This is a genomic window from Kitasatospora sp. NPDC088783, assembly GCF_044750705.1.
GTDB classification, from domain to species: Bacteria; Actinomycetota; Actinomycetes; order Streptomycetales; family Streptomycetaceae; genus Kitasatospora; species Kitasatospora fiedleri.
Genome location: NZ_JBIVKJ010000012.1, coordinates 144,420 through 162,334, shown reverse-complemented (window position 1 = coordinate 162,334; position 17,915 = coordinate 144,420). Strand labels below are relative to the sequence as shown.

At 75.7% G+C, this 17,915-nt stretch carries 15 protein-coding genes; 12 read left to right on the top strand and 3 right to left on the bottom strand.

Annotation, left to right across the window (positions count from 1 at the left end):
- Nucleotides 1–42 precede the first annotated feature (42 nt).
- The 9 genes from ACIP60_RS28965 to cobA all read left to right on the top strand — a co-directional run bounded on the left by ACIP60_RS28965 (nucleotide 43) and on the right by cobA (nucleotide 13,140).
- Nucleotides 43–1,407, top strand: a complete 1,365-nt coding sequence (locus ACIP60_RS28965) for an FAD-binding oxidoreductase (RefSeq protein ID WP_400689643.1) — start codon at nucleotides 43–45, stop codon at nucleotides 1,405–1,407.
- A gap of 288 nt (nucleotides 1,408–1,695) precedes the next feature.
- Nucleotides 1,696–2,190 carry a GNAT family N-acetyltransferase gene (locus tag ACIP60_RS28960; RefSeq protein ID WP_400689640.1) on the top strand — a complete coding sequence of 165 codons (495 nt, stop codon included), beginning with the start codon at nucleotides 1,696–1,698 and terminating at the stop codon, nucleotides 2,188–2,190.
- A gap of 469 nt (nucleotides 2,191–2,659) precedes the next feature.
- A complete protein-coding gene (locus ACIP60_RS28955; RefSeq protein WP_400689637.1) occupies nucleotides 2,660–3,685 on the top strand; it encodes a methionine ABC transporter ATP-binding protein in 1,026 nt (341 codons plus the stop codon).
- On the top strand, nucleotides 3,682–4,422 hold the full coding sequence (locus tag ACIP60_RS28950; protein WP_400689634.1) for a methionine ABC transporter permease: 741 nt from the start codon (nucleotides 3,682–3,684) through the stop codon (nucleotides 4,420–4,422). Before ACIP60_RS28955 ends, ACIP60_RS28950 begins: the two co-directional genes overlap by 4 nt.
- Nucleotides 4,423–4,501: 79 nt before the next feature.
- Complete coding sequence (locus tag ACIP60_RS28945; protein ID WP_400689631.1) at nucleotides 4,502–5,338, top strand: MetQ/NlpA family ABC transporter substrate-binding protein; 837 nt, start codon at nucleotides 4,502–4,504, stop codon at nucleotides 5,336–5,338.
- Between the two features lie 168 nt (nucleotides 5,339–5,506).
- Nucleotides 5,507–6,133 (top strand): GNAT family N-acetyltransferase, encoded by a 627-nt coding sequence (locus tag ACIP60_RS28940; RefSeq protein WP_400689628.1) that lies wholly within the window; start codon nucleotides 5,507–5,509, stop codon nucleotides 6,131–6,133.
- A 207-nt stretch (nucleotides 6,134–6,340) separates the two neighbouring features.
- Nucleotides 6,341–7,579 (top strand): precorrin-6y C5,15-methyltransferase (decarboxylating) subunit CbiE, encoded by a 1,239-nt coding sequence (cbiE, locus tag ACIP60_RS28935; RefSeq protein ID WP_400689625.1) that lies wholly within the window; start codon nucleotides 6,341–6,343, stop codon nucleotides 7,577–7,579.
- 425 nt (nucleotides 7,580–8,004) lie between these two features.
- Complete coding sequence (cobT, locus tag ACIP60_RS28930; protein WP_400689622.1) at nucleotides 8,005–11,655, top strand: nicotinate-nucleotide--dimethylbenzimidazole phosphoribosyltransferase; 3,651 nt, start codon at nucleotides 8,005–8,007, stop codon at nucleotides 11,653–11,655.
- A 246-nt stretch (nucleotides 11,656–11,901) separates the two neighbouring features.
- Complete coding sequence (gene cobA / locus ACIP60_RS28925) at nucleotides 11,902–13,140, top strand: uroporphyrinogen-III C-methyltransferase (RefSeq protein WP_400689620.1); 1,239 nt, start codon at nucleotides 11,902–11,904, stop codon at nucleotides 13,138–13,140.
- Nucleotides 13,141–13,253: 113 nt separating this feature from the next.
- On the opposite strand, the gene ACIP60_RS28920 is transcribed toward cobA, so the two are convergent.
- The gene (locus ACIP60_RS28920; RefSeq protein WP_400689618.1) at nucleotides 13,254–13,814 is read right to left on the bottom strand and encodes a DUF6790 family protein; all 561 of its coding nucleotides are present in this window, start codon (nucleotides 13,812–13,814) and stop codon (nucleotides 13,254–13,256) included.
- Nucleotides 13,815–13,871: 57 nt separating this feature from the next.
- On the opposite strand from ACIP60_RS28920, the gene ACIP60_RS28915 reads away from it, so the two are divergent.
- Together ACIP60_RS28915 and ACIP60_RS28910 are read left to right on the top strand one after the other, a co-directional pair.
- Entirely contained in the window at nucleotides 13,872–14,348 is a 477-nt protein-coding gene (locus ACIP60_RS28915; protein WP_400689615.1) for a MarR family winged helix-turn-helix transcriptional regulator, read from the top strand.
- A 103-nt stretch (nucleotides 14,349–14,451) separates the two neighbouring features.
- Complete coding sequence (locus tag ACIP60_RS28910; protein WP_111556491.1) at nucleotides 14,452–15,255, top strand: RNA methyltransferase; 804 nt, start codon at nucleotides 14,452–14,454, stop codon at nucleotides 15,253–15,255.
- Between the two features lie 15 nt (nucleotides 15,256–15,270).
- Here ACIP60_RS28910 and ACIP60_RS28905 read toward each other — a convergent pair whose 3' ends face one another.
- Nucleotides 15,271–15,645, bottom strand: a complete 375-nt coding sequence (locus ACIP60_RS28905; RefSeq protein WP_282205093.1) for a hypothetical protein — start codon at nucleotides 15,643–15,645, stop codon at nucleotides 15,271–15,273.
- A gap of 107 nt (nucleotides 15,646–15,752) precedes the next feature.
- Nucleotides 15,753–16,310: a hypothetical protein gene (locus ACIP60_RS28900; protein WP_400689610.1), complete on the bottom strand. Its 558-nt coding sequence runs from the start codon at nucleotides 16,308–16,310 to the stop codon at nucleotides 15,753–15,755.
- Between the two features lie 170 nt (nucleotides 16,311–16,480).
- Here ACIP60_RS28900 and ACIP60_RS28895 point away from each other — a divergent pair, with 170 nt between their 5' ends.
- Nucleotides 16,481–17,902 (top strand): hypothetical protein, encoded by a 1,422-nt coding sequence (locus ACIP60_RS28895; RefSeq protein ID WP_400689607.1) that lies wholly within the window; start codon nucleotides 16,481–16,483, stop codon nucleotides 17,900–17,902.
- The last annotated feature ends 13 nt before the right edge of the window (nucleotides 17,903–17,915 follow it).

Sequence of the window (17,915 nt, the reverse complement as noted above, 5' to 3'; positions counted from 1 at the left end):
GTTCCCCGGGCCCCCGGCCGTCTCCCGGCCTACGCTGGAGCCATGGCCACAGCAGCCATGGCGCTCGCCGAGGGGTTCCGGGGCGAGATCGTGGTGCCCGGGGACGCCGGGTACGACGCGGCGCGGGCGGTGTGGAACGCGGCGGTGGACCGGCGGCCCGAGCTGATCGCCCGGTGCAGCGGCGTCGCGGACGTGCTCCAGGCCGTCGCGGTGGCTCGGGAGCACGGCCTGCCCGCCGCCGTGCGGGGCGCCGGGCACAGCCTGGCGGGCCTGGGCACCTGCGACGGCGGCATGCTGATCGACCTGTCCCGGCTGACCGGCGTCCGGGTGGACCCGGCCCGGCGGCTCGCCCGGGCGCAGCCGGGGGTGACCTGGGGGGCGTTCGACCACGAGACGCAGGCGTTCGACCTGGCGACCACGGGTGCGCCGTACTCGGCGGCGGGCATCGCGGGGACGACGCTCGGCGGGGGAGTCGGCTGGCTGGCCCGGTCGTACGGGCTGACCTGCGACAACCTGGTGGAGGCGGACGTGGTGACCGCCGAGGGGCGGCTGCTGACGGCGAGCGCGGCGGCGCACCCGGAGCTGTTCGCGGGGCTGCGCGGGGGCGGCGGGAACTTCGGGGTGGTGACCTCGTTCACGTACCGGCTGCACCGGGTGGGGCCGCACCTGCTGTGCGGGGCGGTGTACGTGCCGGTGGAGCTGCTGGCGCCGACCCTCGCCGCGGTGCGGGACTTCATGGCGGACGCCCCGGACGGCCTGACCGTGATGGTGGAGTTCGGGCGCCCGCGCGGGATGCCGCAGCTGCCGGACCGGACGGTGCTGCGGATCGGCCTGTGCTGGTCGGGCCGGGCCGACCGGGGACGGGAGGCGGTGGCGCCGCTGCGCGCCCTGCCGGGGGTGGTCGCGGACACCGTGCAGACCAGGCCGTACCCGCTGTGGCAGCGGATGCTGGACGCCGGCCTGGGCCCGGGGGCGGGCAACGCGGGGCGCTCGGAGTTCCTGTCGGTGCTGGACGCGGCGGCGATCGACCGGCTGGCCGAGCAGGTCGACGCGGCGCCGGGCCCGCTGGCCCGGGTGCAGCTGGCGTTCCTGGGCGGCGCGGTGGCCCGGGTGGGGCCGGAGGACACCGCGTACACCTACCGGACGGCGCCGTACCTGCTGAGCGCGGTGGCGCGCTGGACCGACGGCCCGGCGGAGCCGCACGCGGCGTGGGTGCGGCGGTGCTGGGAGGCGATGCGGCCGTTCTCCTCGGGCGGCGCGTACGTGAACCTGATGGGCGCCGAGGGGCAGGGCCGGGTGGTGGAGGCGTACGGGCTGGCGAAGTACGAGCGGCTGGTGGCGCTGAAGGAGCGGTACGACCCGGCGAACCTGTTCCGGGTCAATCGGAACATCCGGCCGAACGGGTGACGCGGGGGCGCCCGGGCGGGCGTGACGCTCGCCACGTCGGGCGTCGGGAAGGTTGAGAGCAGGGGTCGGCTGGGTAGAGCGGTGGCGAACGTCTCTCTTGACGGTCGCCCGACTCCCCGGATACTGAGCGTGAGCGTGTCAGTTCCGGCTGTCCGGGCCGCCGTCCGGCGGGGCGCGTCGCGCTTCTCCCGGGCCGGGCAGATCCCCGTCCGGGCACACCTCGGACAGGAACCGGTGCCAGACCCTCACTCGCACGCGCCGGGCACTTAACGATGGAGGCCCCCGCACATGGGCATGAGTGTGATCATCGCAGCGGCACGACCGGAGGAGGCGGAGCAGATCCTCAAGCTCCAGTACCTCGGTTACCAGAGCGAGGCGGAGCTGTACAGCGACTGGACGCTGGAGCCGCTGACCCAGACCCTGGAGAGCCTCCAGGCCGAGATGTCCGAGCACCGGGTGCTGGTGGCCCGGCTCGGCGACGAGGTGGTGGGCAGCGTCCGCGGCTGGGTGGACGCCAAGGGCGTCGGCCAGATCGGCCGGCTGGTGGTGCACCCGCGGATGCAGCGGCACGGCCTGGGCCGCCGCCTGCTGGAGGGGCTGGAGGCGCAGCTGGCCGCGGACGGCGCGACCGGCGGCTTCGAGCTGTTCACCGGCCACCGCAGCCTGGGCAACCTGCGGCTGTACCGCCGGCTCGGCTACCGCGAGACCGAGGTCCGCGAGGTGTCCCGCCGGCTGTCGATCGTGACGCTGGCCAAGCCGGTGGCGACCAGCCTGGCCGCCTGAACCAGGCGACACCGGCCGCCTGAACCGCGCGGCACCCGGGCCCGACCCGGCGCGGCGCCCGACCCGAACGAGGGGTCGGGCGCCGCAGTGCTTGTGCCGCAAGGGTCGTGTCCGCAATGCGGACAGCTGGTCCTGAAAACTGGGACACGGACCATATGTCTGATTTACTGGGTTCCATGACCACGACGACGACATGCATCCCCACCGGCGCGACGCCGGCAGGTGAGTCGCGCATGTGCGGCCGTCGAATGTGTCGCCGCTGAGGGCCACCGCCCGGCGCCCGCTGACACCCCGTCCGCTGATGACTCGTTAGGGCCACGCCCACGGGCGGCCCGCCCGACCGGCGGACATGATCGGAACGAAGCCGGCAGCCCACTCTTCCCGGGCACCCGCGTGCCCATCCCGCCATCGGCGCGGACGCCCCCGCGGCCGTCCGCCGACCGTCCGCCGACGAACAACGGAAGCAGCTGTGATCACCACCAAGGGCCTGACCAAGGTCTACCGCTCCGGCGGCCGCGAGGTCCGGGCACTGGACGACGTCGACCTGCACGTGCGGCAGGGCGAGGTGTTCGGCGTCGTCGGCACCAGCGGCGCCGGCAAGTCCACCCTGATCCGGTGCGTCAACCTGCTGGAGCGGCCCAGCTCCGGCACCGTCACCGTCGACGGCGTGGAGCTGACCGCGCTCTCCGGCGGCCGGGAGCGCGCCGGGCGCGAGCTGCGGGAGGCCCGGCAGCGGATCGGCATGGTCTTCCAGCACTTCAACCTGCTCTCCTCGCGCACCGTCCAGCAGAACGTCGAACTCCCGCTGGAGATCATCGGCCTGGACCGGCGCGAGCGCCGCCGCAAGGCCGCCGAACTGCTCGACCTGGTCGGCCTCGCCGACAAGGCCCGCCAGTACCCCGCCCAGCTCTCCGGCGGCCAGAAGCAGCGCGTCGGCATCGCCCGCGCCCTGGCCGGCGACCCCAAGGTGCTGCTCTCCGACGAGGCCACCAGCGCCCTCGACCCGGAGACCACCCGCTCGATCCTCAAGCTGCTGCGCGAGCTCAACCAGCAGCTCGGCCTGACCGTCCTGCTGATCACCCACGAGATGGACGTCATCAAGTCGGTCTGCGACTCCGCCGCCCTGATGCGCGGCGGCAGGGTCGTCGAGAGCGGCCGGCTCACCGACCTGCTCGCCGACGGCCGCTCCCGGATCGCCCGGGACCTCTTCCCGCTCGGCGACTTCGGCACCCGGGACCCGGAGCGCACCGTCCTGGAGATCACCTTCCAGGGCGACGCGCCCGCCCAGCCGTTCGTCTCCCAGCTGGCCCGCACCTACCAGATCGACATCAACATCCTCGGCGCGGCCGTCGAGACCATCGCCGGCCGCCTGGTCGGCCGGATGCGGGTCGAACTGCCCGGCAGCCACACCGACAACGTGGTGCCGATCGGCTACCTGCGCCAACAGGGACTCCAGGTGGACGTCCTCGACCTGTCGAACGGAGCGGCGGCATGACCTGGGACCAGATGCAGGAACTGATGTGGCCCGCCACCTGGGAGACCTTCGGCATGGTCGGCATCGCCGGGCTCGCCAGCCTGCTGATCGGCCTGCCGATCGGGCTGCTGCTGGTGCTCACCGACAAGGGCGGCCTGCTGCAGAACCTGGCCGTCAGCCGGGTGCTCGGCGCGGTCGTCAACGTCGGGCGCTCCATCCCGTTCGTCATCCTGATCGTCGCGGTGATCCCGCTCACCCGGGCGATCGCGGGCACCACGCTCGGCTGGCAGGCCGCCAGCGTCCCGCTCGCGATCGGCGCCGTCCCGTTCTTCGCCCGGCTGGTGGAGACCTCCGTCCGCGAGGTGGACGGCGGGCTGGTCGAGGCGCTCAAGTCGATGGGCGCCGGCACCGGCTCCATCGTCCGCAAGACCCTGCTGCCCGAGGCGCTGCCCGCGCTGGTCGCCTCCGCCACCACCACGGTGATCGCGCTGATCGGCTACTCCGCGATGGCCGGCGCGGTCGGCGGCGGCGGACTCGGCGACCTCGCCATCCGCTACGGCTACCAGCGCTTCGAGACCACCTTCATGTGGGTCATCGTCGCCGAACTCGTGGTCATCGTCACCGTGATCCAGCTGCTCGGCGACCTCGCCGCCCGCCGGCTCTCGCACCGCGGCGACTACCGCAGCCCGCTCGGCTTCTTCCGCTCCGCCAGTGCCGAGCCGAAGGACACCGAGGAAGACCTGCTCTCCTCGCACTGACTTCCCGCCCTCGCCAAAGCCGAGGGACGGGTTCCCGGCCCCACCAGGGCCGTTCGCATCCCGCAGAAAGGCACTTTTCGTGCGTAACGTCCTGAAGACCACCGCTCTGACCGCCACCGCCGCCGGCCTCGCGCTCACCCTGGCCGCCTGCTCCTCGGACTCCTCCGGCTCCGGCGCCTCCGCCGACCCGAACAAGCCCCTGGTGGTCGCCGCCAGCCCCACCCCGCACGCGCAGATCCTCAAGTTCGTGCAGGACAACCTGGCGGCCAAGGCCGGCCTCAAGCTGGACATCAAGGAGGTCAGCGACTACGTGACCCCCAACACCTCGGTCCAGGACGGCTCCGCGGACGCGAACTACTTCCAGCACCAGCCCTACCTCGACGACTTCAACAAGAAGAACGGCACGGACGTCGTGTCGGTCGAGACCGTCCACCTGGAGCCGCTCGGCGTCTACTCCAAGAAGGTCAAGAGCATCACCGAGCTCAAGGACGGCGCCCAGGTCGCCGTCCCCAGCGACGCCACCAACGAGGGCCGGGCGCTCAAGCTGCTCGCCGACAACAACGTCATCACCCTCAAGGACGGCGCCGGCACCACCGCCACCGTCCAGGACGTCACCGGCAACCCGAAGAACCTCAAGTTCAAGGAGCTGGAGGCGGCCCAGCTGCCGCGCTCCCTCGACGACGTCGACGCCGCCGTCATCAACGGCAACTACGCGCTGGGCGCCAACCTCAAGCCCGCCACCGACGCGCTGGTGCTGGAGAAGGCCGAGGCCAACCCCTACGCCAACATCCTCGCCGTCAAGAAGGGCCACGAGAGCGACCCGCGGGTCCAGAAGCTCGCCGAGCTGCTGCACTCCGACGAGGTGAAGAAGTACATCGACGACAACTTCCAGGGCGCCGTCATCCCGGCGTTCTGACCCCCCGTCCGACCCCGCCCGGCCCCGCCGGACCTCCCCGCGGTGCCCCCGGCCTCCCCGCCGGGGGCACCGTGCTGACGAGCCGTGAGGTGCGGAGCGGGTACGCTGGCACGCCCGACGAAGGGGCGGGGCGTACGGTGTGTCCACGACCCGGCGAGGAGAGACGGCATGGTTGCGAACTTCCCCGAGACAGCCATCAGCACCGAACGGCTGCTGCTGCGCGCCCTTGAGGACCAGGACGCCCCCGCACTGGCCGCCATGCTCGACGACGAACTCGTCCAGACCTGGACCGGACACCCCCGCCCCTACCGGGAGTCCGACGCGCACGAGCTGATCGCCCGTCAGGCCCCCGAACGGCGCGCCCGGGGGCGCGGAATCGTTTTCGCCGTCACCGAGCACCTCACCCAGCGGCTGGTCGGCCTGCTCGAACTCGACCGCACCGACTGGCACCTGCGCGCCACCGAGGTCCGCTTCGTCACCGCCCCCTGGGCCCGCGGCGAGGGCTACGCGCCCGAGGCCGTCCTCGGCACCGCCCAGTGGCTGTTCGAGGACCGCGGCTTCCAGCGCCTCGAACTGCGCACCGCCGCCGGCAACACCGCCGCCCAGCAGGTGGCCCAGAAGACCGGCGCGATCAGCGAGGGCGTGCTGCGCAACGCGGCGATAGTCCGCGGCGGGGAGTGGGGCCCGGGCCCCGAGGAGCACACCGACCTGATCGTGTGGAGCCTGCTCCCCGAGGACCTCGACCCGCCCGAACCCGTCCACCCCGACGACCGCCACCACGCCCTGCGCCGCTGAGACCCGGCCGCACGCACCCACCACCGGCCCCCGGGCCGCCCCTGACCGCGTTCCCGGCCGCGTTCCCGGCCGTGCTCCGGTTGTTCACGCCCCCGGCGCGCGCCACGGCTCCGCACCACCCCGGCCAGGCGGTAGCCTCTGCGCAGGGAGCGCCCGCGGCGCACCCCACCAGGGGCGGACACACGGCACGAGGGAGAACGGCCGCAGATGGCTGACCGGATCACGGTCATCGGGTGGGACGGCACCCCCTTGACCCAGAGCGCCGCCGACGCACTCGCCGGAGCCACCCTGGTCGCCGGAGCGGGCTACCAGCTCGCCGCCCTCCCCGTCCCCGAACGCGCCGAACGCATCGGCCTCGCCGACCTGCGGGCCGCCGCCCGGAAGATCGCCGACCACCGCGGCGCCGCCGTCGTCGTCGCCGAGGGCGACCCCGGCTTCTTCGGCGTCGTGCGCACCCTGCGCCGCCCCGAGTACGGCCTCGAACTCGAAGTCCTGCCCGCCGTCTCCTCGGTGGCCACCGCCTTCGCCCGGGCCGGAATGGCCTGGGAGGACGCCCAGGTGGTCTCCGCCCACGGCGGACGGCTGCGCCGCGCCGCCAACGTCTGCCGCGCCCACCCCAAGGTCGCCGTCCTCACCACCGGCGGCGCCGGGCCCAGCGAACTCGCCCTGATGCTCCGCGGCGTCCCCCGCACCTTCGTGGTCTGCGAGGCGCTCGGCACCGCCGAGGAGGACGTCACCGTCCTCACCTCCGAACGCGTCCCCGACCACGACTGGCGCGACCCCTCCGTCGTCCTGGTCATCGGCAACGTCCCGCCCGCCGAGGCCGCCTCCGGCTGGCTGGCCGGCCGACCGCTCGACCACCCCGGCCCGCAGCGCGGCTGGGCGCTCCCCAGCCGGGCGTACGCCGGAGCGGACGCCGACGCCCGGCGCCCCCGCGCACTCCCGCCGCACGTCCGCGCGCTGGCCCTGGCCCGGCTCGCCCCCGCACCCGGCGACCTGCTGTGGACCGTCGGCGCCGGGGACGGCGCGCTCGCCGTCGAGGCCGCCCGGTTCGGCGCCGCCGTGGTCGCCGTCGAGGCCGAACCCGGCGACTGCGCCCGGATCTCCGCCAACGCCCGCAAGGCCGGCGTCGAGGTCGAGACCGCCGCCGGTTCCGGCCCCGACGTGCTCGGCGCCCTCCCCGAACCCGACGCCGTCGCCGTCGAACACGGCGGCCCCGCCATGGTCCGCGCCGTCGCCGCCCGCAAACCCGAACGGGTGGTCGCCGTCGCCCGCACCCTCGCCGAAGCCGCCGAGACCCGCCAGATCCTGGACACCGCCGGCTACCGCGTCGACGGCCTGCTGCTCCAGTCCGCCCCCCTGCGCGCCGAACCCGACACCGGCGGCGGACCCTCCTTCGGACGCGGCGACTACACCCTGCTGATCTGGGGCGAACCATACGACTGACCTCCGCCGACGCCCCCGCGGAGCGTCCGTCCCCGGCGGTACGGTGATCCCCGTCGCATCCGGACAGGGTTTCGAGATCGGCCCGGCCGCGGCCGGTAGGGTTTCCCCGGGGGACCAACCCGTCGAGGCAGTCCCGTGTCCGATCCGGCACGGTTACCGCCGATTTGACGCGTTGCAACCCGAACGGCCCGCTTCGCGGGCATTCGACGCGGTGCGCACCCGCCCGGAAGAATGCCGTGAGGGTCCGGAGCGGCCGCGCCGTCGTGCCGGTTGCCCGGGGCCGTCGTTGTTTCTGATGGCACGCCACCCGTGCGGGTGACGGCCGGTGGAGTAAGGGACGGGTCGGTGCGGCCCCGCCCCGGCGAAGTGGCGGGGCCTTCGGGGAGCCGCCGAGGACGCGCAAGCGGCCTGGAAGGAGCATTGACATGACCGACGGCGGCCACGCCCCCAGTACCGGTCCCCTCGCGCCCGAACCCGGGCCCGGCGGACCCGTCCCGGAGCACCACCTCGGCGCGCCCCTCCAGCCCGCCGCGCCCGCCGGGCCCTGGCACGGCGACCAGCGGCCCGCGTACACCTTCCTCGACCAGCCCGACGGCGACGAGGAGGACGACGTCCTGCTGATGCCCGGCCCGCAGACCGCCTGGGGCGACGCCGTGCACGGCACCGCCGAGTCCGCCGAACCGGCCGCGGAGCCGGTGGCCGAGCCGCTCGTCGCGCCGCTCGGCGAGCCGCTCGTCGCGGGTGAGCAGCCGCCCGGCACCCCCGTCGCGCCGTCCTGGCCGCCGCTCGAACCCCCGGTCCTCACCGCCACCCCGCCCGTCGAACCGGCCGCCGGGCCGTCCGCCGGGCCGTCCGCCGCACCGGCCGCGCCCGGCGCGGAGGGAGTCGGCAGCGGCACCCTGCACCTCGGTGCCCCGCAGGCCCAGGCCCAGCCCGTGGCCCCGGCTCCGGCTCCGGCCGCCGCCGTCCAGCAGCCGGCGCCGCCGCAGCCGCGCCGCCCGCTGCACGCCGGGCCGCCGATCCCCGACCCGTCCCTGATGACCGGTCACGTCCCGGTGCGCTCGCTCGCCGACCGCGGCCCGTCCTTCCCCGGCGGCACGCCCGCGTACGGGGTGCCGGTGCTGACCGCCGAAACGGTGCAGCAGCAGGCCGCCGTGCAGACGCAGGCCCCGGTGCCGCCGCAGGCACAGCCGCAGCCGCAGCCCGCGCCGGCCGTGCAGGTGCCCGCGCCGGTGCAGCCGCAGGTGGTGGAGGCCGCCGCGGCGGCGGTCGTCGCCGAGCCGGTGGCCGTGGCCCCGCCGGTCGTCGAGCCGCCCGTGGCGGTCGAGCCGGTGGCCGAGGTGCCGGTCGCCGTCGAGGCTCCCGCGCCCGCCGCCGAACCCGTTGTGGAGCAACCGGTGGCCGTCGAGGGCCCCGTGGCTCCCGTGGCCGGGCCCGCCGCGAACCTGGCACCGGTGTTCGTGGAACCGGCCCAGCAGGTCGAGCCGCCGGCCGCCGTGCCCGCCGCCGAGACCGTCGAGCCCGTCGAGTCCGTCGAACCTGCGGCGGTGGTGGCCGAGGCGGCCCCCGCGCCGTCCGAGCCGCAGCCGGAGATGGCCGCCGAGCCGCCCGCCGTTGAGCCGCCCGCCGTTGCGGCGGTCGACGCGCCGTCGGCCGAGCAGCCGGAGGCCGTCGCGGCGGAGCAGCCCGCGCAGGCCCCCGCCGCGGAGCCCGAGGCCGCGCGGCCCGTCGAGGCCGCGACCGCGCAGACGGTGAGCGGCGAGGCCGCCGCGGAGCCGATCCCCGCTCCGGCGGGCAAGTCGTCCGGGCGGGGTGCGCACCGGCGGATCTCCGCCTTCCTCGCCGCGCCCGCCGGCCTGCCGCTGCTGGAGCCCGAGGGCGCGCAGGCCGCCGCGGAGCCGCAGCCCGAGGCCGTCGCCGAGCAGCCTGCGGTCGAGGCCCCCGAGGCTCCCGCAGCCGTCACGGCCCCCGAGCAGGCGCAGACCGAGACCCCCACCGCCGAGCAGCCGGTGGCCGAGCCGGTCGCCGAGACCGCCGTTGCGGCCCCCGCCGAGGGGACCCAGCCGCAGCCCGAGGCCGAAGCCGCCGCCGAGCAGCCGGTGGAGCCGGTGGCCGAGCAGGCGGCCCAGCCGGTCGCGGCGTCCGAGGCCGAGCCCGCGCCCCGGCCGGAGGCCGAACCGGAGCAGGCCGAGCAGCCGCAGCCCGCGGCCGTCGAAGAGACCGCCGGAGCCGACGTCGAAGCCGAAGCCGCCGAGGTCGAGACCGTCACCGAGTCCGAGTCTGAGTCCGCGTCCGAGCCCGAGGCCGCCGAAGGGGAGCGCCCGCCCGCCGCGCCGGGTTACGACGAGGCCGGGCGGGAGGCCGTGCACCAGGTGATCCGGGAGCGGCGCGACGTGCGCAACGGCTTCCGGTCGGACGCGATCCCGCACGAGGTGCTGATCCGGGTGCTGGAGGCGGCGCACACCGCGCCGAGCGTCGGCTACTCGCAGCCGTGGGACTTCGTGGTGATCCGTTCCGCGAAGACCCGCCGGAAGATGCACGAGCTGGCGGAGCGTCAGCGCGAGGCGTACGCGGACTCGCTGCCCAAGGGCCGGGCGAAGCAGTTCAAGGAAATCAAGATCGAGGCGATCCTGGAGACGCCGGTCAACATCGTGGTGACCGCCGACCGCACCCGCGGCGGCCGGCACACCCTGGGCCGGCACACCCAGCCGCAGATGGCCCCGTACTCGGCCGCGCTGGCCGTGGAGAACCTGTGGCTGGCGGCCCGCGCCGAGGGCCTGGGCGTCGGCTGGGTGAGCTTCTTCGACGAGGAGGAGCTGGTCCGCGAGCTGGGCCTGCCCGAGCACCTGGAGGTCGTCGCCTACCTGTGCGTCGGCTACGTGGACGCCTTCCCGGACGAGCCGGAGCTGCAGCAGCAGGGCTGGGCGAAGAAGCGCCCGCTGTCCTGGGTGGTGCACGAGGAGCAGTATGGCAACCGCGCGCTGCCCGGCGAGGAGCCGCACGACCTGCTGTCCGACACCCTGCGCGGCATCCGCCCGCTGGACGCCAAGGCGCTCGGCGAGGCGTGGGACCGGCAGAAGCGGATGACCAAGCCCGCCGGTTCGCTCGGCGTGCTGGAGATGATCGCGGCCCAGCTGTCCGGCCTGGCCCGGCAGTGCCCGCCGCCGGTCCCGGAGCCCGGCTGCGTGGCGATCTTCGCGGGCGACCACGGCGTGCACGCCCAGGGCGTCACCCCGTGGCCGCAGGAGGTCACCGCGCAGATGGTCGGCAACTTCCTGGCCGGCGGCGCGGTGGTCAACTCCTTCGCCGCGCAGGTCGGCACCGAGGTGTGCGTGGTCGACGTCGGCGTGGCCGCCGAACTCCCGGACGCCATCCAGCAGGGCCGCACCACCGGCCTGCTGCCGCGCAAGGTCAAGCCCGGCACCGACGACATGACGCAGGGCCCGGCGATGAGCCGCGACGAGGCGCTGCGCGCGATCGAGGTCGGCATCGAGACCGCCCGCGACCTGGTCGCGGCCGGCAACAAGGTGCTGATCACCGGCGACATGGGCATCGCCAACACCACCGCCTCCGCCGCGCTGATCTCGGTCTTCACCGAGACCGACCCGGCCGAGGTCACCGGCCGCGGCACCGGTATCGACGACGAGACCCACGCCCGCAAGGTCGAGGTGATCCGGCAGGCCCTCGACCTGCACAAGCCGGACCCGGCCGACCCGATCGGCGTGCTGTCGGCCGTCGGCGGCCTGGAGCACGCCGCGATCGCCGGGTTCCTGCTCGGCGCGGCCTCGCTGCGCGTCCCGGTGATCCTGGACGGCGTGATCGCCGGTTCGGCCGCCCTGGTCGCCAAGGCCATCGCCCCCGAGGTGCTGGCCGCTTGCATCGCGGGCCACCGCTCCGCCGAGCCCGGCCACCAGACCGCGCTCGCCAAGCTCGGCCTGCGCCCGCTGATCGACCTCGACCTGCGGCTCGGCGAGGGCACCGGTGCCCTGCTGGCCCTCCCGCTGGTGCAGAGCGCGGCCCGGGCGATGCACGATGTAGCCACCTTCGACTCCGCCGGAGTCACCGAGAAGGCCTGACCCCGCCCGGCCCCGGCCGCCCCCGCCGTGCGAGGGGGCGGCCGCCCCGCCCGGGCCCCGTCCGACCGACCCCGCCGGGCACCGGACGCCCGGCATCCGGCGTCGGTCGGCCCTTTCGACCGACCGGACCGACCGGACCGACCGGACCGGCCGGACAGGACCGATCGGACCGAACCCGTACCGGCTCAAGGGCGCGCCGGCACGGGGCTCCCCCCAGCACCGCCGCCCACCCAGGAGCTCCCCCTCATGACCGCGCCCACCCCCCACCCCCACCCGTCGACCCGGGGCCTCACCCCGTACCCCGTCGGGCTGCTGCTCACCGGCCGCCGCGTCGTGGTCGTCGGCGGCGGACAGGTCGCCCAGCGCCGGCTGCCCGCGCTGATCGCGGCCGGCGCCGAGATCCACCTGATATCCCCGGCCACCACCCCCGCCGTCTCCGCGATGGCCGACGCCGGCGAGCTGACCTGGCACCGGCGCCCGTACGCGGACGGCGACCTCGCCGACACCTGGTACGCGCTGGTCGCCACCGACGACCCGGCCGTCAACACCGCCGTCTCCGCCGAGGCCGAGCGGCTGCGGGTGTTCTGCTCCCGCAGCGACGACGCCTCCGCCGCCACCGCCTGGACGCCCGCCTCCGGCCACGACTCCGGCGCGACCGTCGCGGTCCTCACCGGCGACCCCCGGCACTCCGCGGCCCTGCGCGACTCCATCGTGGCCGGCCTGCGCGACGGCTCCCTCGCCGCCCGCCAGTACCGCGCCCGGGACGCGGGCGTCGCCCTGGTCGGCGGCGGACCTGGCGACCCGGACCTGATCACCGTCCGGGGCCGCCGCCTGCTCGCCGACGCCGACGTGGTCGTCGCCGACCGGCTCGCCCCGCGCGAACTGCTCGCCGAACTGCCCCCGCACGTCGAGGTGATCGACGCCTCCAAGATCCCCTACGGCCGCTACATGGCCCAGGAGGCGATCAACCGCACCCTGATCGAGCACGCCAAGGCCGGCAAGTTCGTGGTCCGGCTCAAGGGCGGCGACCCGTACGTCTTCGGCCGCGGCGGTGAGGAGCTGCTCGCCTGCGTCGAGGCGGGCGTCCCGGTCACGGTCGTCCCCGGCATCTCCTCCTCGATCAGCGTCCCCGCGGCGGCCGGCATCCCGGTCACCCACCGCGGCCTCACCCACGAGTTCACCGTCATCTCCGGCCACGTCGGCCCCGGCGAGCGCTCCCTCACCAACTGGGAGGCCGTCGCGGGGATGACCGGCACCCTGGTCCTGCTGATGGCCGTCGACAAGATCGGCGCGATCGCCGCCGAACTCCTCGCCCACGGCCGCGCCGCCGACACCCCGGTCGCCGTCGTCCAGGAGGGCACCACCGCCGGCCAGCGCCGCGTCGACGCCACCCTCGCCACCGTCGGCGGGACCGTCACCGCCGAGGGCATCAAGCCCCCGGCGGTGATCGTGATCGGCGAGGTGGTCGGCGTCCTGGGCGAGTAGCCCGCCGGGCGGGAGCGGGAGGAAGGGGGAGCGGCCGTCCGACGGGACGGCCGCTCCCCTTCCTCGTGCCGGTCGTGCCGGTCGTGCCGGTCGGGCGGGTCGGGCCGGTCGTGTCAGTCGTGCGTCCGGAGCCGGGCGGCCCGGTGCACGGGGCGGGCGGTGCGGGCCGGGCCGGTGGCGGTGCGGGCGGCGCGGCGGAGGTCCCGGGCGGCCAGGGCGATCATCACGGCGGGGATCAGGAGGTCGTTGGCCAGGATGCCGCCGGTGTTCCCGGCGGCGTGGTCGCCGTGGGCGAACCACTGGTAGAGGTGGCCGGCCGCCGCGCCCCACAGGAACGCCGCCGCCGCCAGCCCGCAGGTGAGTCGCTCGCGGGCGGAGGCGGACGCGGCGCGGAAGCCCAGCAGGGCGAAGCCGACGTTCGCGCAGGCGATCTCGAACTGGAACGGCGAGTGCGCGAACCCGATGGCGTCGGCCATGCCCGACGGGGCGATCAGGAACGCGACCGCGACCCAGAGGCTGCCGAAGCCCAGGGCGCCGACGGCCCACCAGCGCTGCCAGACCTCCGCCGCCGGCCGGTCCGGGTGCCGGCGGCTGCTCAGCAGCGCCCCGAGGGCGGGCACCAGCAGGAAGAGGAGCGGGAACGCGGTGCGAACGGCGTACGGGAGAGTGTCCATGCCTTCGAGTGTTGCATGGTTAATATTAACCCTGCAAGTGTTCGGTAGGATGGACCCATGGACGAAGGACTCGCAGAACTCCTCTACCGCGTGGTCATGCTGATGGGCGACGCGGCCCGCCGCCGCTCCGGCCCCGACCAGCGCCTCTCGACCAGCCAACTGCGGCTGCTGGGCACCCTGGAGGAGATCCAGCCCGCCACCCAGCACCGGCTCGCCGAGGCACTGGCCCTCTCCGACCCCGCCGTCAGCCGGGCCCTGCGCCCGCTGGAGGCGGCGGGCTACGTCGCGGTCGACGTCGATCCCGCCCACCGGCGCCGCCGCCTGGTCACCCTCACCCCGGCCGGCCAGGCCGCCTTCCTGGACGAGGGCAAACCGCTGGAGGAGGAGTTCCGCACCGCCCTCCTGGCGGCCGGCTTCCCCTACGAGCGGTACCTCGCGGACACCCACCGGCTCGCCGACCTGCTCACCCCCGCCCCGCCGCCGCGCCGCGCGCCCGGTGCCCGGCGAGCGGACGGCGCACCCGGACCGGAGTGAGCCGGAGCCGCACCGCGACCACCGCGGGGCGGGCGTCCCGTCCCGCCCCGCACCCGCGGATCACCGGACCTCTCCCACCCCCGCGACGTGCGAAAATCGTCCGGTGTCCGAGCCACTGACCGTCACCGACGCCGCCGACCCCCGGCTGAGCGACTACACCGACCTGACCGACGTCGAGCTGCGCCGCCGCCGCGAGCCCGCCGAGGGGCTGTTCATCGCCGAGGGCGAGAAGGTGATCCGCCGGGCGCTGGCCGCCGGGTTCCGGATGCGGTCGATGCTGCTCACCGCCAAGTGGCTGGGCGTCATGCAGGACGTGATCGCGGGGACGGACGCCCCCGTCCACCTGGTCGACCCGGTGCTCGCCGAGCGGGTCACCGGCTACCACGTGCACCGGGGCGCGCTCGCCTCGATGGAGCGCAAGCCGCTGCCCGCCGCCGCGCAGGTGCTCGCGGGCGCCCGCCGGGTCGCCGTCCTGGAGGGGCTGGTCGACCACACCAACCTCGGCGCGATCTTCCGCTCCTCGGCCGCGCTCGGCATGGACGCGGTGCTGCTCTCCCCGGACTGCGCCGACCCGCTGTACCGGCGGGCCGTCAAGACCTCGATGGGCGCGGTGTTCTCCGTCCCCTACGCCCGGCTCGACCCGTGGCCGGCCGCGCTCGACGCCGTCCGGGCGGCCGGGTTCGAGCTGCTGGCGCTGACCCCCTCCGGCGCGGAGGACTTCACCGCGGCCCGCCCGCACCTGCTCCCGAAGGCCGCGCTGATGCTCGGCGCCGAGGGCGACGGCCTGACCCCGAAGGCCCTCGCCGCCGCCGACCAGCGGGTGCGGATCCCGATGGCGCACGGCATCGACTCGCTGAACGTCGGCGCAGCCGCCGCGATCGCCTTCTACGCCGTCAACCACGGCTGACCGGAGGGCCCGCGCTCAGCAGGCGGCGAACACCTCCGCGTCCGCGTCCTCCAGCACGAAGCCGTTGTCGAACCGCACCCGGACCGACGAGCGCGGGCCCCGCGCCCGGAACTCCCGCCAGTGCGGCTCCAGTTCGGCCAGCTGCGCCTCCAGCCGGCGCAGGCTCTCCGCGGGCACGGTGTGCCCGTAGTCCTCGAACAGGGCTCGCAGCCGCTCGTACTCACGGACCTCCTCCGGCGGCGGCAGCTCCCCGGTGACCCGCACGACGGTCCCCTCGACACCCGCGCCCAGCAGCAGGAGACCGACCGACGGGCCGTCCTCCCCGGCGGACGCCCCGCCCAACGCCAGGTCCGCCAGCAGCCTGACGCGCTCACCCTCCACCAGGGCCATCGCTCCCGCACCTCTCCCGACTCGCTCCGCCCCGCCGCCGACCCGGCGCACGGTCGGCACCATTATCCGGTGGCCGCCGCCCCGACCGGCCGCCTCGCCCCGCCCCGTCACGCCGCCCGGCGCGCCGACGGCGGACGGATCGGCTGCGGCGCCGGCCGCCGCGGGTCGTGGTGGCGGCGGCCGGTCAGGTCGCCGACCCGCAGGACCAGCTCCGGCGACGGGGGAGCGGGCCACAGCGTCAGCCGGTGCTCCTCGACCGGGCGGGCCGCGGTGTCGGCCTCCCGCCCCCGGTCCCGGCCGCGGGTCTGCACCCGCACCCGGTACCAGCCGGGCCCGGCGTGCGCCAGGTTCCCCGGACCCTCGACGTCCACCCCGTCCCAGGCCCGCAGCCGCAGCTCGCCACTGCTGTGCAGCGACAGCTCCACCGCGCTCTCCCACTCCGGCCCCGGCTCCGCCGGCCGCCGCGCGCAGCGCTCCACCCCCAGCCGGATCAGCCCGGTGTGCGTCCCGCACAGCACCGTCAGGTGGTCCGGGCAGCCCGAGGCCACCCCGTTCCCGTGGAACAGCCGGTCCAGCGCGTGCGCGTCCCAGCCGTCCGGCAGCTCCGGCCCGTACAGGAAGTACTGGCAGTACGCGACGTGCATCGCGTCGGTCGTCCACATCATGCGGCACATGCTGCCGCCCCGTACTGACAAGCCGTCACCACCTCCCGGCCCCCGCCCCGCCACCGTCCGGTAGCGTCCCGGCCATGCCGACCCCGCCGCCCCGGCGGGCCGCGACCGTCCCGCACACCGGGGTGGCGGGGTCGGACACCCCCGGAAGGAGACCACCGCACGTGCTCAGCCCCCGGCCCGAGATCCTGACCGGCCTGTCCGAGAACCCCGCCCTGCCCGCCGACCTGCTCGACCGCCTGATCGCCGACCCGTACCCGCCCCACCAGCTCTTTCGCCGTCCCGACCTGACCGAGCCGCAGCTCGACGCGCTGATCGAACGGGACGCGCACGGCACCGCCCTCAACCGGCACCTGCCGGAGCACGTGCGCCACCGCCTCGCCGGCCACCCCGATCCGGACGTCCGGGCCGCCCTGGTCGTCTCCGCCGCCGCCGACGAGCGCGAGCTGTTCGAACGGCTCGCCGCCGACCCTGCACCCGAGGTGCGCCAGAAACTCGCCGAGTCCGACCGCACCCCCGCCGACCTGCGCGCCCGCCTCGCCCACGACCCCGACCCGGACGTCCGCGCCGCCCTCGGCCAGTACTGGACCACCGCGCCCGAACCCGTCCGCCGCACCCTGCTCACCGACCCCGAGGACAGCGTCCGCGCCGCCGCCTGCGCCCGGTACTTCCGCCACCTGCCGCACCCCGTCCCGCCCGCCGACCTCGTCCCCGCCCTGCTCGCCGACCCGCTCACCCGGGCGGGGGCCGTCCCGCACGCCGACCTGGCCGCCGCCGACCCCGCCCGCCTCGCCGCCGACCCCGACCCGGACGTCCGCCACGCCCTCGCCGCCCACCCCGACCTGCCCGCCGCGGTCCGCGACCGCCTCGCCACCGACCCCTTCGCCCTGGTCCGCCTCGCCGTCTTCGCCCGCCCCGACACCCCCGACGCCGACCGCGCCGCCCTGTACGCCTGGCTCACCGGACCGTACGAACCGTCCGGCCAGGACGAGGAGACCGCCATCGAGCACGAGTTCGCCCACTTCGCGGTCGGCACCGAACTCTGGATGATGCGCCTGCCCTGGGTCACCGCCGACCCGCTGCCGCACCTCGACTCGCCCTACCCCGTCTTCCGCCGCGCCGCCGCCTCACCCGACCTGCCCGCCGAGACCCGCGCCCGGCTGCTCGCCGACCCCGACAACGAGGTCGCGCTGGCCGCCGCCGCCAGCAGCCCCGACCCCATCGACCCGGTCACCGCCGAACGCCTCGACCGCGAACACCGCCCCCGCAAGCGGATGCGTTGGCGCCCCGCCGACTCCTACCCGCTGCCCGTCGGGACGCTGCGTCGGCTGGCCGACGACCCCGTCCCCCGGATGCGCCTGCTCGCCCTCCGCGACCCCGACCTGCCCGCCGCCGTCCTGGAGCGCCTCGCCGCCGACCCCGACCCGGACGTCCGCCACGCCGCCGCGAGCCACCCGCGCCTGCACCCGGCCACCCTGCGCGCGCTGCTCGCTGACCCGTCCGGGTACGTCGCCGCGTCCGCCGCCGCCCATCCGGCCCTCCCGGTCGCGGAGATGCGCGCCCTGCTGGACGCCGCCGGGCTGTGACGCCCGCCGGGCG

What these genes read in the sequence shown, in the direction of transcription:
- ACIP60_RS28965 (WP_400689643.1), top strand. Translation starts at nt 43, where the DNA reads ATGGCCACAGCAGCCATGGCGCTCGCCGAGGGGTTCCGGGGCGAGATC.
- ACIP60_RS28960 (WP_400689640.1), top strand. Translation starts at nt 1,696, where the DNA reads ATGGGCATGAGTGTGATCATCGCAGCGGCACGACCGGAGGAGGCGGAG.
- ACIP60_RS28950 (WP_400689634.1), top strand. Translation starts at nt 3,682, where the DNA reads ATGACCTGGGACCAGATGCAGGAACTGATGTGGCCCGCCACCTGGGAG.
- ACIP60_RS28940 (WP_400689628.1), top strand. Translation starts at nt 5,507, where the DNA reads ATGGTTGCGAACTTCCCCGAGACAGCCATCAGCACCGAACGGCTGCTG.
- cbiE (WP_400689625.1), top strand. Translation starts at nt 6,341, where the DNA reads ATGGCTGACCGGATCACGGTCATCGGGTGGGACGGCACCCCCTTGACC.
- cobT (WP_400689622.1), top strand. Translation starts at nt 8,005, where the DNA reads ATGACCGACGGCGGCCACGCCCCCAGTACCGGTCCCCTCGCGCCCGAA.
- cobA (WP_400689620.1), top strand. Translation starts at nt 11,902, where the DNA reads ATGACCGCGCCCACCCCCCACCCCCACCCGTCGACCCGGGGCCTCACC.
- ACIP60_RS28920 (WP_400689618.1), bottom strand. Translation starts at nt 13,814, where the DNA reads ATGGACACTCTCCCGTACGCCGTTCGCACCGCGTTCCCGCTCCTCTTC.
- ACIP60_RS28915 (WP_400689615.1), top strand. Translation starts at nt 13,872, where the DNA reads ATGGACGAAGGACTCGCAGAACTCCTCTACCGCGTGGTCATGCTGATG.
- ACIP60_RS28905 (WP_282205093.1), bottom strand. Translation starts at nt 15,645, where the DNA reads ATGGCCCTGGTGGAGGGTGAGCGCGTCAGGCTGCTGGCGGACCTGGCG.
- ACIP60_RS28900 (WP_400689610.1), bottom strand. Translation starts at nt 16,310, where the DNA reads ATGATGTGGACGACCGACGCGATGCACGTCGCGTACTGCCAGTACTTC.